Annotated in this window: 17 protein-coding genes and 1 pseudogene; 13 read left to right on the top strand and 5 right to left on the bottom strand. The window is 54.0% G+C overall.

What is annotated here, in order from left to right; all coding sequences use genetic code 11:
• A pseudogene (locus DD606_RS21380) lies at window positions 1-660 on the bottom strand (FdrA family protein); the annotation flags it as partial.
• A 108-nt stretch (window positions 661-768) separates the two neighbouring features.
• Complete coding sequence (locus tag DD606_RS21375; protein ID WP_022651715.1) at window positions 769-1,374, bottom strand: ankyrin repeat domain-containing protein; 606 nt, start codon at window positions 1,372-1,374, stop codon at window positions 769-771.
• A 320-nt stretch (window positions 1,375-1,694) separates the two neighbouring features.
• Between DD606_RS21375 and DD606_RS21370 the strand changes: the two genes are divergently transcribed.
• Window positions 1,695-2,624: a LysR substrate-binding domain-containing protein gene (locus DD606_RS21370; RefSeq protein ID WP_015571650.1), complete on the top strand. Its 930-nt coding sequence runs from the start codon at window positions 1,695-1,697 to the stop codon at window positions 2,622-2,624.
• On the opposite strand, the gene DD606_RS21365 is transcribed toward DD606_RS21370, so the two are convergent.
• Entirely contained in the window at window positions 2,621-2,779 is a 159-nt protein-coding gene (locus tag DD606_RS21365) for a YqaE/Pmp3 family membrane protein (protein WP_003862203.1), read from the bottom strand. The genes DD606_RS21370 and DD606_RS21365 overlap by 4 nt on opposite strands.
• Before the next feature lie 179 nt (window positions 2,780-2,958).
• Between DD606_RS21365 and DD606_RS21360 the strand changes: the two genes are divergently transcribed.
• Together DD606_RS21360 and DD606_RS21355 are read left to right on the top strand one after the other, a co-directional pair.
• Window positions 2,959-3,477, top strand: coding sequence for a rhodanese family protein (locus tag DD606_RS21360; protein ID WP_129259089.1), 519 nt, complete (start codon window positions 2,959-2,961; stop codon window positions 3,475-3,477).
• A gap of 82 nt (window positions 3,478-3,559) precedes the next feature.
• Window positions 3,560-3,739: a hypothetical protein gene (locus DD606_RS21355; RefSeq protein WP_003862199.1), complete on the top strand. Its 180-nt coding sequence runs from the start codon at window positions 3,560-3,562 to the stop codon at window positions 3,737-3,739.
• A gap of 37 nt (window positions 3,740-3,776) precedes the next feature.
• Here DD606_RS21355 and stpA read toward each other — a convergent pair whose 3' ends face one another.
• Window positions 3,777-4,181, bottom strand: a complete 405-nt coding sequence (gene stpA, locus DD606_RS21350; RefSeq protein ID WP_022651717.1) for a DNA-binding protein StpA — start codon at window positions 4,179-4,181, stop codon at window positions 3,777-3,779.
• Window positions 4,182-4,677: 496 nt separating this feature from the next.
• On the opposite strand from stpA, the gene alaE reads away from it, so the two are divergent.
• Entirely contained in the window at window positions 4,678-5,127 is a 450-nt protein-coding gene (alaE, locus tag DD606_RS21345; RefSeq protein WP_022651718.1) for an L-alanine exporter AlaE, read from the top strand.
• A 32-nt stretch (window positions 5,128-5,159) separates the two neighbouring features.
• Here the strand turns inward: alaE and DD606_RS21340 are convergent, their stop codons facing one another.
• Entirely contained in the window at window positions 5,160-5,504 is a 345-nt protein-coding gene (locus DD606_RS21340) for a DUF2002 family protein (RefSeq protein ID WP_006811693.1), read from the bottom strand.
• A 158-nt stretch (window positions 5,505-5,662) separates the two neighbouring features.
• On the opposite strand from DD606_RS21340, the gene DD606_RS21335 reads away from it, so the two are divergent.
• The 9 genes from DD606_RS21335 to DD606_RS21295 form a co-directional block, all read left to right on the top strand.
• Complete coding sequence (locus DD606_RS21335; RefSeq protein WP_017382769.1) at window positions 5,663-5,989, top strand: DUF883 domain-containing protein; 327 nt, start codon at window positions 5,663-5,665, stop codon at window positions 5,987-5,989.
• 241 nt (window positions 5,990-6,230) lie between these two features.
• Complete coding sequence (gene nrdH / locus DD606_RS21330; RefSeq protein WP_017382770.1) at window positions 6,231-6,470, top strand: glutaredoxin-like protein NrdH; 240 nt, start codon at window positions 6,231-6,233, stop codon at window positions 6,468-6,470.
• Window positions 6,467-6,877 (top strand): class Ib ribonucleoside-diphosphate reductase assembly flavoprotein NrdI, encoded by a 411-nt coding sequence (nrdI, locus tag DD606_RS21325; protein WP_129259087.1) that lies wholly within the window; start codon window positions 6,467-6,469, stop codon window positions 6,875-6,877. The genes nrdH and nrdI overlap by 4 nt, the downstream gene beginning before the upstream one ends.
• Window positions 6,850-8,994: a class 1b ribonucleoside-diphosphate reductase subunit alpha gene (gene nrdE / locus DD606_RS21320; RefSeq protein ID WP_045351100.1), complete on the top strand. Its 2,145-nt coding sequence runs from the start codon at window positions 6,850-6,852 to the stop codon at window positions 8,992-8,994. The genes nrdI and nrdE overlap by 28 nt, the downstream gene beginning before the upstream one ends.
• A 9-nt stretch (window positions 8,995-9,003) precedes the next feature.
• Window positions 9,004-9,963, top strand: a complete 960-nt coding sequence (gene nrdF / locus DD606_RS21315; protein WP_032660089.1) for a class 1b ribonucleoside-diphosphate reductase subunit beta — start codon at window positions 9,004-9,006, stop codon at window positions 9,961-9,963.
• Between the two features lie 333 nt (window positions 9,964-10,296).
• A complete protein-coding gene (gene proV, locus DD606_RS21310; RefSeq protein WP_022651720.1) occupies window positions 10,297-11,499 on the top strand; it encodes a glycine betaine/L-proline ABC transporter ATP-binding protein ProV in 1,203 nt (400 codons plus the stop codon).
• Window positions 11,492-12,556, top strand: coding sequence for a glycine betaine/L-proline ABC transporter permease ProW (gene proW / locus DD606_RS21305; protein WP_015571659.1), 1,065 nt, complete (start codon window positions 11,492-11,494; stop codon window positions 12,554-12,556). The genes proV and proW overlap by 8 nt, the downstream gene beginning before the upstream one ends.
• A 9-nt stretch (window positions 12,557-12,565) precedes the next feature.
• The gene (proX, locus tag DD606_RS21300) at window positions 12,566-13,561 is read left to right on the top strand and encodes a glycine betaine/L-proline ABC transporter substrate-binding protein ProX (RefSeq protein WP_017382774.1); all 996 of its coding nucleotides are present in this window, start codon (window positions 12,566-12,568) and stop codon (window positions 13,559-13,561) included.
• A 188-nt stretch (window positions 13,562-13,749) separates the two neighbouring features.
• Window positions 13,750-14,233, top strand: a 484-nt coding sequence (locus tag DD606_RS21295; protein WP_129259085.1) for an MFS transporter, incomplete at its 3' end; no start/stop codon positions are given.

Below are 14,233 nucleotides of genomic sequence, written 5' to 3'. Positions count from 1 at the left end.
GGTGCCGATCAACTGCGACACGCCGCCGCCGAACTCATGAATGCGCACGCTCAGCTCCTGGCTGCCGGTACCGGAGGCGCCAACGATGCCAATCGTCCCGCGACGCACCGCGTTGGCGAAGCACAGCCCCGCGCCGTTGATAATGGCGGTGCCGCAGTCTGGCCCCATCATCAGCAGACCCTTTTCATGCGCCAGCTGCTTCAGCGCCAGCTCGTCGTCGAGCGATACGTTATCGGAGAACAGCATCACGTTAAGATCGTTTTCCAGCGCCTGACGCGCTTCCCGGGCGGCGAAGGTGCCGTTGACGGAAATCACCGCCAGGTTGCTGTCCGGACGATGAGTTTTGGCGCTGGCAATCGACGCGTAGCGTGCTTCATGGGAGCCCGTGCGCTCTTTACGCGTGAACAGCGCTTCAATGGAGGCCAGGGTTTCATCATTTGCCGCGTCGCCTTTAATCACGATCATCAGGTCGCCATTTTTCGCGTCCGCTAATTCCGGCGTTAATAGCCCGAGGTTTTTTAATACGCCTTTGTTCATTTCCGTCGCCATCGCCACAAACGCCTGCTCGACGCCCGGCAATTTATTGGCTTTGGTGGAAACCGACATTAAGGAAACCGAATCGAAATACGTATTCTTTTTTATGACGATTTTGGTTGGCATTATTTTCACCTGTTTAAGATAAAAGGGGGCCGCCGTCGTGCTAAATGCACGTCGGTAACAATGCGTTTTTTCAGTAACGGCCAGCCAGGGGAAGGCTGACCGAATGCGCTACGCGCCTGCCGCCAGCAGCAGGTCTGCGATCGCGTTGAAGCCTTTTTCCCGCGCCAGTTCGAGCGGGGTTTTGCCGTATTTATCGGTCATGTGCGGGTTCGCGCCGTGATCCAGCAGCAGCTTCACAATTTCCTGCTGCTTTGCGCCGCCGTCGTTTAATACGATGGCCTCCAGCAACGGCGTCCAGCCGACAAAATTGGTGTGGTTGACGTTGATGTCGGTTTTTTCCAGCAGCTCACGCACGATTTCAACGTGCCCTTTTTCACTGGCAGGGGTAATGCCCACGCCGCCAAAGCGCGTCAGACGGTCGAGATCCGGATCCGCCGGAAGGACAATGCGCAGCAGGGTTAAATCATTGGTCAGGCAGCTGATCAGGAAGGGGTTAAAACAGGTCTGGTCCTGTTTATCAATATCCGCCCCGGCGGCAATTAAAAATTCCACACAGGCGTAATGCTTTTTCAGGCTGGCAATAATAATGGCGGTTCTTTTCTGGCGGTTGGTTACGTTAATATCCACGCCTTTTTCCAGGCAGGCTTTTAGCGCGTCGATATTGCCCTCTTCTGCCGCCAGCAGAAATTCTGTAACCAGTGCAGTTGCAGACATATTCAGACTCCCTATGTTTCACTTCTGATGGCCTGAGAATAGCAACAGCCTGGTCATAAAAGAATCCGCTTAAAAATCATTCATCGACACGCAATTCATTGTTGAGTTAAATTCAACGGTCCGGGAGAAACGTGCGTCTGTGCAACCTTTTTCTTATGTTTTACCGCTTTTACACACTTCAGGCTGCATTATCCTTATGGCTGAAAAAGCCTTACACAGCGCGGCCCTACGTAAAAATACAGAACTGTGACCAACATCAACTATGATGTAACGCCAGTGTTAAAATATGTTCAAAACTGATGGTCACCAGGAGCCATAATATGAATTCCATCTTTACCGAAGAGAATTTGCTGGCCTTCACCACCGCGGCACGTTTTGGCAGTTTTAGCAAAGCGGCTGCCGAGCTGGGCGTAACCACCTCGGCCATCAGTTACACCATCAAACGCATGGAGACCGGCCTGGACGTGGTGCTGTTTGTACGCAACACGCGCAGCATTGAGCTGACCGAATCCGGTTTTTATTTTTATCGTAAAGCGACCGACCTGCTGAATGACTTTCATGCCATCAAGCGCGGGATTGATACCATTTCTCAGGGCATTGAGACGCGGGTGCGCATCTGCATAAATCAGCTTTTGTATACGCCACGCCATACCGCGCGTTTGCTCCAGGTGCTGAAAAAACAGTTTCCCACCTGCCAGATCACGGTGACAACCGAGGTGTATAACGGCGTCTGGGATTCCATCATTAATAATCAGGCCAATATCGCCATTGGCGCGCCGGATACGCTGCTGGACGGCGGCGGCATTGATTATACCGAGATAGGAGCGATCCGTTGGGTATTTGCCATCGCGCCCACGCATCCGCTGGCGTTCGCCCCGGAGCCCATCTCCGAAAGTCAGCTGCGTCTGTATCCCAATATCATGGTCGAGGATACCGCGCATACCATCAATAAGAAGGTGGGCTGGCTGCTTCACGGTCAGGAGGCGATTCTGGTGCCGGACTTCAACACGAAATGCCAGTGTCAGATCCTGGGGGAAGGTATTGGATTTTTACCGGAATACATGACGCGTGAGGCGGTGGAGGATGGGCTGCTGGTAACGCGGCGAATCAATAATCCGCGCCAGGATTCGCGCATGCTGCTCGCCACGCAGCATGCGGCGACCGGTCAGGTCACGCGCTGGATAAAACAGCAATTTGGCCCCGAAGGCGTGCTGACCCGGATCTACAGTGACTTACTGTGGCGTACCTAGCTCTTCGTCTGAACCCAAAATGCGTGGATAAGACCGGGGAAGTAGCCCAGGATGGTCAGAAGGATATTCAGAATAAACGCCCAGCCCAGCCCCTTGCCAAGCAGCACGCCCAGCGGCGGGAGAATAATCGTAAAAACAACGCGCCAAAAACCCATAAATAACTCCGTGCAAGCTAACCAATTGAAAATTATAAAAGACACTTCTCTAAGCGTAGCCAGTTTACGGGTAACTGCCATTCGTCTCTCGCGCTTTTACCTGCCTTTACCCTCTTTACACTGGCTTAAACCCGGCCTTAAATGCTCTACTGTTCTGAAATTGACCGTAAGGAAACATAATGTCTCTTCCTCTTATTTCGCCGCAGCAGGCAAACGCGCTTATTACTGAAGGCGCCAAACTTATCGATATTCGCGACCCCGACGAGTATGCCCGCGAGCATATTCCGGCGGCGCACTCCATTCCGCTGGATTCGTTACCCGGCGGGCTTAACGCGGCGCCGGGAGAAACGGTGATTTTCCACTGTCAGTCCGGCGCACGAACCTCAAACAATGCTGCTCGTCTGGCGCAGGCAGCATCCCCTGCGAACGCCTGTGTGGTTGAGGGAGGCATTCAGGGCTGGAAACAGGCCGGGCTGCTGACCGTTGAAGATCGATCGCAGCCGCTTCCGCTGATGCGTCAGGTGCAGATCGCTGCCGGGCTGCTGATCCTCTGCGGCGTGGTGTTGGGTTACAGCGTCTCCAGCGGTTTTTTCCTGCTGAGCGGTTTTGTGGGCGTCGGGCTGCTGTTCGCCGGAGTGACAGGTTTTTGCGGTATGGCGCGACTTCTGAAAGTGATGCCGTGGAACCGACGTACCTGATAAGGAGTATCTGAAAGATTAGGCTGTACCCCGTCCCGGACGTGGGCTATGGTGAAGATCATGACAATGATGAGGAGGTGCTATGTTTTCTGTCGGTGATTATGTCCAACCGCGTCAGGGCGGTCCGAAACTGAAAGTGCTCGAAGTGAATGGTGAAAACATTGTGGCCGTGCAGGCCAGCGATGAGCAGGGCGAGAAATATCACCTGAAAGCGGCGGACGTAGTTCTGTACTCCGAAGAAGGTGACTTTGGCGTCTGCTAAGTCAATAATCGGGCGGAATACACCGCCCGAATAATCATCAGATCAGGAAATCGTCCAGCGATTTACCGTTTGCCAGTGCGGTCGCAATTGGCTTTGGCGTACGTCCCTGACCGGTCCAGGTTTTTTCTTCACCGTTCGCGTCAATAAAACGATATTTCGCCGCACGCGCTTTACGTTTTTTCGTCGGCTGACCCGCCTGCGCCAGGTCACTGCCTAACAGATCGCTCGGAGAAATACCGTCAGCTTTCATCAGTTCCAGCAGAGCATTAATTTTATCCTGCTGTTCAGCGCGTTGACGCTCTAATTCAGCCTGCTCGCTGCGTTTTTCTTCAGTGACAATCCGGAATTTTTCCAGCACTTCTTCCAGAACATCCATGGATAATTCACGTGCCAGCGCCCGGAGGGTACGAATATTATTAAGATTCTGTAACGTTAAAGCCATAATAATGAAAAACCTTTCTTCGTGTGTATAACATAAATCAGGCAACAGAATAATTGATTTTGGTTCTGATATCTACCCACCCTGACGTTTTGACATTATTGTAAATGTTTTAGAATATCCCGTTAATATAACCCTGAAATATATGTCTGTTTTAAAGCGTAATATACCGCCCTTCCCCAGGCCAAAAAACCCTGTTTTAAACCGTTCAAAAAACCGCCTCCAAAATCCCACACAACAGAGGTTTCACACGCGCATAGATAATCTAATTCATTGATATATTTCACTAAAATAGGCGCGAGGAGAGAAAATAACGAAGCGCGCAAAAAACGCACAATTTTAGAGAATTTTATGGCTAAAGCGCCAGTAAATAAAAATTAATCACTACTTGTTAGTTAAAAGCCAGAGAGATACGCTATACACTCAAAACAAACCAACCTAAAGCACTAAAGGCCGCAGGTAAAACGCCACTTTTTTGTCCTGTTCGAGGAGTTCAGACATGTTCTCACCGCAGTCTCGCCTGCGCCATGCGGTAGCGGATACGTTCGCGATGGTCGTTTACTGTTCCGTCGTGAATATGCTGATTGAAATTTTCCTGTCGGGAATGTCCTTTGAGCAATCTCTCTCGTCGCGCCTGGTGGCCATTCCGGTGAATATCATGATCGCCTGGCCGTACGGCCTGTACCGCGATGCAGTGATGCGTTTAGCCCGGCGTATTAGCCCGGCGGGTTGGGTAAAAAACCTGGCGGACGTGCTGGCTTACGTGACGTTCCAGTCCCCGGTGTATGTGTTTATTTTGCTGACGGTGGGCGCAGACTGGCATCAAATCGCCGCTGCGGTAAGTTCAAATATCGTGGTATCCATGCTGATGGGTGCGGTGTACGGTTACTTTCTTGACTACTGCCGCCGCCTGTTCAAAGTCAGCCCTTATAGCCAGGCAAAAGCGTAAGGTAAGGCGACTGGCTCATGCCAGTCGCAGAGTTATTGTACGTCGCCAAACAGCCCTTTCAGGAATCGCTCCAGCGCCATACGCGAGCTGAAACCGTGCGGAATACCATAATGTTCATGCGTCTCGCCGCCTAAATAGAGCGGAAATTGCTGATAATGATCGCAGGTTTTAATATCCGAGGCGGGCTCAGCAAATGACAGGCTTCTGTCTTTGAGTGTCGGGTGAATAATGAGAGCAGTACGCCCCATTCTTGCTTCACGGTTGACGTAAACATAATTCTCACCACGGCGATATCCGTACGCTTTTGATGTTACCTCATCCATGGTGAACCCTTCTTTTTCAAGAACGCGCGCCACCTCATCGGGTCGTAAATACATATCTTTTCCTCATTATCATTCCTGCCCGGCAACCTTACAGTATTCAGCATTAGCAGGGCTTTCAGAATATTCCATAAACTGCCCGATAAGCCGTGACTCGCTTCAGATATTACATTTCTGGACTAAACTAAACGGGAACACAAATTATGGAGGATCGTATGTTTAACAGACCGAACCGAAACGATATTAATGACGACACACAGGATATTCGTAACGATGTCAGCCAATTAGCGGACACGCTGGAAGCCGTATTGAAATCCTGGGGCTCTGACGCGAAGGACGAAGCAGATGCCGCGAAACGTAAGGCTCAGTCTCTGCTGCGTGAAACGCGGGCAAGGATGAACGGCCGCTCACGTACCACTCAGGCGGCCTGCGACATGGCCAGCTGCGCCACCACCTTCGTACGTGAAAAACCGCTTTGTACGCTGGGAACGGTCGCGGCGGTCGGGATTTTTGTCGGCGCCCTGCTTAGTCTGCGTAAGTAAGCGCGCGTTCTTAGCCCCGGTAGCCTCAGGCGCCGGGGCTTTTCTTTGCCTGACAACCTGAAAAAACCGTGCAGCCCGCCCTGCCCCGCCAGGCTCATCATCGGGGCCTTATTAATCTGAATTTCCCATATCTTGTGTGGTTGAAACTTATATAAACTACATCTAGTATTCCCTTTAGTAAGACACACAATATGACGCGTTTACTCGCGCCGTCCTCTCATTCTAAATGGAAATGCGAATCATGAGCATTATTATTTACACTCGTAACGATTGTGTTCAGTGCCACGCCACGAAACGGGCGATGGAGAGCCGCGGCGTGGCATTTGAGATGGTCAATATTGATCAGGTGCCCGACGCGGCAGACACCCTGCGGGCGCAGGGTTTCCGTCAGCTTCCGGTTGTGGTTGCCGGCGACACCAGCTGGTCTGGCTTCCGTCCGGACATGATCAACCGCCTTGCCGCTCAGGGCGTCAGTGCATGAGCACGCTGGTCTACTTTTCCAGCAGCTCGGAAAACACGCTTCGGTTTATGGAGCGTCTCGGGCTGCCCGCGATACGCATTCCGCTGAACGAGCGGGAGCGTATTCAGGTAGACGAACCCTACATTCTGGTGGTGCCCAGCTATGGCGGTGGCGGCACCGCAGGGGCTGTGCCTCGTCAGGTGATCCGCTTTCTGAACGATCCCCATAACCGGCAGCTGATTCGCGGCGTGATCGCCGCAGGCAATCGCAACTTCGGCGAGGCCTTTGCCCGCGCCGGGGATGTCATCTCTCAAAAATGCGGCGTGCCGTATCTCTATCGTTTTGAACTGATGGGGACACAGCAGGACGTAGAGAACGTGCGTAAAGGAGAGAACGAATTTTGGCAACGACAACCGCAGAGCGCGTGATTCAGGCAACGCCGGATTACCACGCATTAAACGCCATGCTAAACCTCTATGACCGGGAGGGGCGCATTCAGTTTGATAAAGATCGTGAGGCGGTGGACGCCTTTTTTGCCGCTCATGTGCGCCCGAACAGCATCGTTTTTGGCAGCCAGCAGGAACGTCTCGACTGGCTGGTAAAAGAGGGTTATTACGAAGAGCGTGTCCTGACCCGCTACGACCGCGCCTTCGTGGTGGCATTGTTTGAACGGGCGCACGCCAGCGGTTTTCGCTTCCAGACGTTTCTCGGCGCGTGGAAGTATTACACCAGCTACACCCTGAAAACCTTTGACGGCAAACGCTATTTAGAAAGCTTTGAAGATCGGGTGGTGATGGCGGCGCTGACGCTGGCGCAGGGCGATGAAGTGCTGGCCGAAAGTCTCACGGAGGAGATCCTCTCCGGCCGCTTCCAGCCCGCCACGCCAACGTTCCTTAACTGCGGGAAAGCCCAGCGCGGCGAGCTGGTCTCCTGCTTCCTGCTGCGTATTGAAGACAATATGGAGTCGATTGGCCGTGCGGTAAATTCGGCGCTACAGCTTTCGAAACGCGGCGGCGGTGTGGCATTTCTGCTTTCGAACCTGCGGGAAGCGGGCGCGCCGATTAAGCGCATCGAAAATCAGTCCTCCGGCGTCATCCCGGTGATGAAGATGCTGGAAGATGCCTTTTCGTACGCCAACCAGCTTGGCGCGCGTCAGGGCGCGGGTGCGGTTTATCTGCACGCGCACCACCCGGACATTCTGCGTTTTCTGGATACCAAACGTGAAAACGCCGATGAAAAGATCCGCATTAAAACCCTGTCGCTCGGCGTGGTGATCCCGGATATCACGTTTAAGCTGGCTAAAGAGAATGCCGACATGGCGCTCTTCTCACCGTATGATGTTGAGCGGATTTACGGCAAAGCCTTTGGCGACGTGGCGATAAGCGAGCTGTACGACGAGCTGGTGGCCGACGATCGCATTCGTAAAAAAACCATCAACGCCCGGGATTTCTTCCAGACGCTGGCTGAAATTCAGTTTGAATCCGGTTATCCGTACATCATGTACGAGGATACGGTGAACCGCGCCAACCCGATTGGCGGGCGCATCAACATGAGCAATCTGTGCTCGGAGATTTTGCAGGTCAACAGCGCGTCCAGCTACGACGAGAACCTCGACTACGCGGACGTGGGCAAGGATATCTCCTGTAACCTCGGGTCGCTGAATATTGCCCACACCATGGACTCTCCCGATTTTGGCCGCACGGTAGAGACCGCCATTCGCGGACTGACGGCGGTATCAGACATGAGCCACATCCGCAGCGTACCGTCTATTGAAGCGGGCAACGCCGCGTCGCATGCCATCGGCCTTGGGCAGATGAACCTGCACGGCTATCTGGCGCGGGAGGGCATCGCCTACGGCAGCCCCGAAGGGCTGGATTTCACCAACCTTTATTTCTACACCGTCACCTGGCATGCGGTGCATACCTCGATGATGCTGGCGCGCGAACGCCACCAGCGGTTCGCAGGCTTTGAGCAGTCCCGCTACGCCAGCGGAGAGTATTTCAGCCAGTATCTGGAAGGCGACTGGCAGCCGAAAACCGAAAAAGTACGCGCGCTGTTTGCCCGCGCTGGCATCACCCTGCCGACGCGTGAGATGTGGCAACAGCTGCGTGAAGAGGTGATGCGCTACGGCATTTATAACCAGAACCTTCAGGCGGTGCCGCCAACCGGCTCCATTTCCTATATCAATCACGCCACGTCGAGCATCCACCCCATCGTGTCGAAGATTGAAATCCGTAAGGAAGGCAAAACCGGGCGCGTCTACTACCCTGCCCCGTTTATGACCAATGAGAATCTGGCTCTGTACCAGGACGCCTATGAAATTGGCCCGGAAAAGATCATTGATACCTACGCCGAGGCGACTAAACATGTGGATCAGGGGCTGTCGCTGACGCTCTTCTTCCCGGACACCGCCACCACGCGGGATATCAACAAAGCGCAGATCTACGCCTGGAAGAAAGGCATCAAAACGCTGTACTACATTCGCCTGCGCCAGCTCGCGCTGGAAGGCACCGAAATTGAAGGCTGCGTGTCCTGCGCGCTGTAAGGAGAATGGATGAAACTGTCACGCGTAAGCGCCGTTAACTGGAACAAAATTCAGGATGATAAAGACCTGGAGGTATGGAACCGCCTGACCAGCAACTTCTGGCTGCCGGAAAAGGTGCCGCTCTCCAACGATATTCCGGCCTGGCAAACTCTGAGCCATGCCGAGCAGCAGCTGACAATCCGCGTCTTCACCGGCCTGACGCTGCTGGACACCATTCAGAATACCGTGGGTGCGCCCGCGCTGATGAGTGATGCGCTGACCCCGCACGAGGAGGCGGTAATGTCGAATATCAGCTTTATGGAGGCGGTGCATGCCCGCTCTTACAGCTCGATTTTCTCCACTCTGTGCCAGACCAGAGACGTGGACGCCGCCTACGCCTGGAGTGAAGAGAGCGCGTCATTGCAGCGCAAGGCAGATCTGGTGCTGGAATATTACCGGGCCGACGAGCCGCTGAAGAAGAAGATCGCCAGCGTATTCCTGGAATCTTTCCTCTTCTATTCCGGCTTCTGGCTGCCTATGTACTGGTCGAGCCGGGGCAAGCTCACCAACACCGCCGATTTGATTCGCCTCATCATCCGCGATGAAGCGGTACACGGGTATTACATCGGCTATAAGTACCAGAAAGGACTGGAGAAAGTCATCCCGGAAAAACGCGAGGAACTCAAAGGTTTTGCCCTCGATTTACTGATGGATCTGTATGACAACGAGCTGAGTTATACCGAGGAGCTGTACGCCGGAACGGGCTGGGAAGAGGACGTAAAAGCCTTCCTCTGCTACAACGCCAACAAGGCGCTGATGAACCTGGGCTACGAAGCGTTATTCCCACCGGAAATGGCGGAAGTGAACCCGGCGATCCTCGCGGCGCTGTCGCCCAACGCCGATGAAAACCACGACTTCTTTTCCGGGTCCGGCTCGTCGTACGTGATGGGTAAAGCGGTGGAGACGCAAGACGAGGACTGGGATTTTTAATGAATGAATTAACGTTCATTAATTAACTCTGCATTTCATTATTTCCAGCCAAATATTCCACCAGGTACTACACTGTAATTTCCCCGTCATATTCGCCTGAAACACACCGATTCAGGCGAAATTTCCCCATGCAGCAGCAAAAAATTGAGAAAAATTCAAACCGCCCTCATCCCTTTATTCATGGGAAATTCAGCCGTTTCGCTTGCGGCAAAATTCTGGCCTTCGGCTGGCCCAGGGTTGTCTCAGATTCTGAGTATGTTAGGGTAATGCCAGTTAACTATTTACCATGGTAATCATATCGACATAAACAAATAACAGGACACTCTCTATTGCATGGCAATTAAATTAGAAGTGAAAAATCTTTATAAAGTATTTGGCGAGCACCCGCAGCGTGCTTTCAAATATATTGAGAAAGGCCTTTCGAAAGAGCAAATTCTGGAAAAAACCGGGCTATCGCTTGGCGTTAAAGACGCCAGTCTGGCCATTGAAGAAGGCGAGATTTTTGTCATCATGGGATTATCCGGTTCGGGTAAATCCACTATGGTTCGCCTTCTCAATCGCCTGATTGAACCCACCCGCGGACAGGTGCTGATTGACGGCGTTGATATCGCCAGAATATCAGACGCGGAACTCCGCGAGGTGCGCAGAAAGAAAATTGCGATGGTGTTTCAGTCATTTGCACTGATGCCGCACATGACGGTACTCGATAATACCGCCTTTGGCATGGAGTTAGCCGGTATCCCCGCTCAGGAACGTCAGGAAAAAGCCCTTGATGCACTGCGTCAGGTCGGGCTGGAAAATTATGCTCATGCGTATCCGGATGAACTCTCCGGCGGTATGCGTCAGCGTGTGGGATTAGCGCGCGCATTAGCGATTAATCCGGATATTTTATTAATGGACGAAGCCTTCTCGGCGCTCGATCCCTTAATTCGCACCGAGATGCAGGATGAGCTGGTAAAATTACAGGCCAAACATCAGCGCACCATTGTTTTTATTTCTCACGATTTGGATGAAGCCATGCGTATTGGTGACCGTATCGCCATTATGCAAAATGGTGAAGTGGTGCAGGTCGGCACACCGGATGAAATTCTCAATAATCCGGCGAATGATTATGTGCGCACCTTCTTCCGCGGCGTGGATATTAGCCACGTATTCAGTGCGAAAGATATTGCCCGTCGAACACCAAACGGCATTATTCGAAAAACGCCAGGTTTTGGTCCGCGCTCCGCGCTGAAGCTGTTGCAGGACGAAGACCGTGAATACGGTTATCTGGTTGAACGCGGCAATAAATTTGTCGGCGTTGTCTCCATCGACTCCCTGAAAACCGCCCTGAGCGAAAACCAGGGAATCGATGCGGCGTTGATTGATGCTCCGCTTGCCGTGGACGCCGAAACGCCGCTCAGCGAGTTGCTCTCTCACGTGGGTCAGGCGCCGTGCGCCGTGCCGGTCGTCGGTGAAGAACAACAGTACGTTGGCATCATCTCAAAACGGATGCTGCTACAGGCTTTAGATCGCGAGGGGACAAACAATGGCTGATCAATCAAACCCATGGGGCACCACTGAAGCAGCGGACAGCGCGGCGCAATCTGCCGATGCGTGGGGTTCGACGCCTGCGCCTGCCGATGGCGGCGGCGCGGCAGACTGGCTCAACAGCGCACCGGCGCCTGCCCCAGAGCATTTCAATATTATGGATCCGTTCCACAAGACGCTGATCCCGCTGGATAGCTGGGTAACGGAGGGGATCGACTGGGTCGTTACCCACTTCCGTCCGGTGTTCCAGGGGATCCGCATCCCGGTGGATTACATCCTGAACGGCTTCCAGCAGCTGATGCTGGGCATGCCCGCGCCGGTGGCGATTATCCTGTTCTCGCTGATCGCATGGCAGTTCGGCAGCGCGGGTATGGGGATCGCCACGCTGATCTCCCTGATTGCCATCGGCGCGATTGGCGCGTGGTCTCAGGCGATGATCACCCTGGCGCTGGTGCTGACCGCCCTGCTGTTCTGCGTGGTGATCGGCCTGCCGATGGGGATCTGGCTGGCGCGCAGCCCCCGGGCCGCGAAAATTATCCGCCCGCTGCTGGATGCGATGCAGACCACGCCAGCGTTCGTTTACCTGGTGCCTATCGTGATGCTGTTCGGCATCGGTAACGTACCGGGGGTGGTCGTGACCATTATCTTCGCCCTTCCGCCAATTATTCGTCTGACCATTCTGGGCATTAACCAGGTGCCTGCGGATCTGATAGAGGCATCGCGCTCGTTCGGCGCCAGCCCGCGTCAGATGCTGTTTAAGGTTCAGCTTCCGCTGGCGATGCCGACCATTATGGCAGGTGTTAACCAGACGCTGATGCTGGCGCTGTCGATGGTGGTGATCGCCTCAATGATTGCCGTTGGCGGGTTAGGTCAGATGGTACTGCGCGGCATTGGCCGTCTCGATATGGGGCTGGCGACCGTCGGCGGCGTCGGGATTGTGATCCTCGCCATCATTCTTGACCGCCTGACCCAGGCTGTCGGTCGTGATTCACGCAGTCGCGGCAACCGTCGCTGGTACACCACCGGCCCTGTCGGGTTACTCACCCGCCCATTCACAAAATAAGGAACAACGATGCGACATAACGTACTTTTTGCCACAGCGTTTGCGACCCTTGTCTCCACCAGCGCAGTTGCCGCTGACCTGCCGGGCAAAGGCATTACCGTGCAGCCGGTGCAGAGCACCATTTCGGAAGAGTCCTTCCAGACCCAGATTGTCAGCCGTGCGCTGGAGAAACTGGGCTATACGGTGAATACCGCCAGCGAAGTGGATTACAACGTGGGCTATACCTCTATTGCCTCCGGCGATGCCACCTTTACCGCCGTGAACTGGCAGCCGCTGCACGACGATATGTATGCCGCCGCAGGCGGTGACAAGAAATTCTACCGTGAAGGCACCTTTGTGACCGGCGCTGCGCAGGGATATTTGATCGACAAGAAAACCGCCGATAAGTATCACATCACCAATATTGAACAGCTGAAAGATCCGAAGATCGCCAAACTCTTTGATACCAACGGTGACGGTAAAGCCGACATGATGGGCTGCTCGCCGGGCTGGGGCTGTGAAGCGGTGATTAACCACCAGAACAAAGCCTTCGATCTGGCTAAGACCGTCGACGTGAGCCACGGCAATTACTCTGCGATGATGGCCGACACCATCGCCCGCTTTAAAGAAGGCAAGCCAGTGATCTACTACACCTGGACGCCGTACTGGGTGAGCGACGTGCTGAAGCCGGGCAAAGACGTGGTGTGGTTGCAGGTGCCCTTCTCTTCCCTGCCGGGCGAGCAGAAAGATATCGACACCAAACTGCCAAATGGCATGAACTATGGCTTCCCGGTGAATACCATGCATATCGTGGCGAACAAAGCCTGGGCCGAGAAAAACCCTGCGGCGGCGAAGCTGTTCTCGGTGATGAAACTGCCGCTGGCTGACATTAACGCCCAGAACGCGATGATGCACGCGGGTAAATCATCCGAAGCAGATATCAAAGGCCACGTGGATGGCTGGATCAAAGCCCACCAGCAGCAGTTCGATGGCTGGGTGAAAGAGGCGCTTGAGGCGCAGAAGTAAAGTACTTTCCCCTCACCCCAGCCCTCTCCCGAAGGGAGAGGGTGTTAGCGTTCCCTCTCCCTTCGGGAGAGGGTTATGGTGAGGGGCTTAACCGCACAAACACACACATAACAATTCCCCAACATTCACCATCATTGGTTATTATGTTTCCGGAAAAATAATCACTTAACTCACGATTCCTGAAACTAATGACAAAAACAACTCAAGGGCTTAGCCCCGCACTCATCCTTTTAATGTCCGTGGCAACGGGTCTGGCCGTCGCCAGCAACTATTACGCACAACCACTGCTCGACACCATCGCACGCGCCTTCGATCTTTCAGCCAGCTCCGCCGGCTTTATTGTCACCGCAGCACAGCTCGGCTATGCGGCCGGGCTGCTGTTCCTGGTGCCATTAGGCGATATGTTTGAGCGCCGGATGCTTATCGTCTCCATGACGCTGCTGGCGGCGGGCGGAATGTTGATCACCGCCAGCAGCCAGTCGTTAACGATGATGATTATCGGCACCGCGCTGACGGGGCTGTTCTCGGTGGTGGCGCAAATTCTGGTTCCCCTCGCCGCGACGCTGGCTTCCCCGGAAAAACGCGGCAAAGTGGTCGGTACTATCATGAGCGGCCTGCTGCTGGGCATCCTGCTGGCGCGAACCGTTGCCGGGCTGCTGGCGAGCCTCGGCG

The organism is Enterobacter cloacae complex sp. GF14B, assembly GCF_004136805.1.
Lineage (GTDB): Bacteria > Pseudomonadota > Gammaproteobacteria > Enterobacterales > Enterobacteriaceae > Enterobacter > Enterobacter hormaechei_C.
Note: the sequence above shows the minus strand (reverse complement) of the source record. Positions and strands in the feature narration are given on the sequence as shown.